Source organism: Mesorhizobium sp. M7A.F.Ca.CA.004.04.2.1 (assembly GCF_004022825.1).
Lineage (GTDB): Bacteria > Pseudomonadota > Alphaproteobacteria > Rhizobiales > Rhizobiaceae > Mesorhizobium.
Genome location: NZ_RZPH01001199.1, coordinates 1 through 1,643 on the forward strand (window position 1 = coordinate 1; position 1,643 = coordinate 1,643).

Genomic DNA, 1,643 nt, shown 5'->3' on the forward strand with positions numbered 1-1,643 from the left:
AACCATGACGATCGCATAGTCCTCGAAGGAAATGCTGCTGCCCTTATCGGAGGCGAGAAGTGTATCCTTGCCGAGGCGGAATTTGCCGGTGCGCTCGCCAGGCACGAACATGGCGGATGGCGACAGGAACGTCCAATCGAGGTCGTCGACCGTCTTCAATCTGTCCAGGAAGTCGGCGCCCTTCTGCGCTTCGGCCTTGTAGATATCAGGAAATTGAGGCGTGTCGACCAACCGCTTGCCCGGTGCGACTTCGAGACTGCCGGCGCCGCCGACGATCAGATAGCGCTTCACGCCGGAGGCGCGCACCGCCTCGATCAGCGTATCGGCATCGCTGTCCAGGAAATGCACGGAGCTGATCACCGCGTCATGGCCGCGGATCAGGTCGGCGAGACCTTGTCTGTCGAAGACATCGCCCTTCCTCGCCGTCACGCCCGGAAGCGCGGCGATCTTTTCCGGGTTGCGCGCAATGCCGGTGACGGTGTGGCCGCGATCGGAGAGTTCCCTGAGAAGGCGTGAACCGACGGCGCCCGATGCACCAATGAGAGCGACTTTTGCCATGTCTGTTTCCTTATTCTTGTTGGGGTCTGGAGGATGGGATCACGCCGCCGCGATATGGGCGACGAGATTGTCGAAGCTGCCGAACAGCGCGTTCGAACCGATGAGCCGGGGCGCATCATTGCGGATGACCGAGAGCGAAGGCACGCCATCGGCATGCAGGCGCTGGAACAGCGCACGGCCACGGCCAACCAGATCGCGGTGAGCCGTCAGCAATGTTTCGGTCGGCGCCTTGAGCATTTCGGCGGCGTCCGCCATGCCGGCGGCGGCGAGCACCTCGGCCACACCGCCGATCGTCACGACATCGCGTCCTTCTACATAGCGCGCATGCTGGATCGTCTTCAGCACCGCAAGCCGGCGGCTGGGATCTTCCAGGCCAGCGGCACTGATGCCGAGTGTGGCGGCATGTGAATCGAGCAGGGTCCCACGGACATTGAGGACATTGTGCCGGTAGGCCGGCGTGAAGGATTGTCCGGTCAGGCGCTCGATGCGCTGGTCGTTCGCCCAGGCATGCGCCGCAAAGCCTTCATCCATCGGACGCGCGCCGGCGCCGGAAAACAGGCCGGTCGGCAGCAGTTCGACGTTCAGGCCGGCGGCCGACAACCGGTCGAGCATCGGAGTGGCGCCATAGCACCAGCCGCAGAGCGGATCGAAAAGATAGGTCACTTCTGAATTGCTCATAGTCGCTGCCATTCCTGCCCGGCCACCGGACTCGTCGAGGCCGTCGCTCATATGTGGCAGACGGCAGCCTTGCGATAAATGGCGCCCAATTATACAAACTGTCTGATCTGATCATACAAAGGGCAGCCAGCTTGGCCGAACTTCTGAACCTCAATCGGCTCGCCTACTTCACCACGGTCATGGAAACCGGCTCATTCACCGCCGCGGCCGACCGGCTTGGCGTCGCCAAGGCCGTGGTCAGCCATCAGATCGGCAAGCTCGAAGAGGAGCTGGGCGCAACGCTGCTGCAGCGCACGACCCGGCGTGTCACGCCGACCGAAGAGGGCCGCCTCTTCTATGACCGCGCGATGATCATCCTGCGCGAAGCGGAGGCGGCCTATGGCGAAATCTCGCGCGGATGCCGAGAT

Annotated in this window: 3 protein-coding genes; 1 reads left to right on the forward strand and 2 read right to left on the reverse strand. The window is 63.0% G+C overall.

The features are described from left to right. The coding region (locus EN893_RS32945) for an NAD(P)-dependent oxidoreductase (protein ID WP_164901348.1) at positions 1-558 on the reverse strand (558 nt) is incomplete at its 3' end. Positions 559-597: 39 nt separating this feature from the next. Next, positions 598-1,236 (reverse strand): DsbA family protein, encoded by a 639-nt coding sequence (locus EN893_RS32950; protein WP_127272424.1) that lies wholly within the window; start codon positions 1,234-1,236, stop codon positions 598-600. A 131-nt stretch (positions 1,237-1,367) separates the two neighbouring features. Here EN893_RS32950 and EN893_RS32955 point away from each other — a divergent pair. Beyond that, positions 1,368-1,643: LysR family transcriptional regulator (locus EN893_RS32955; RefSeq protein ID WP_164901349.1), on the forward strand; the 276-nt coding region annotated here is incomplete at its 3' end.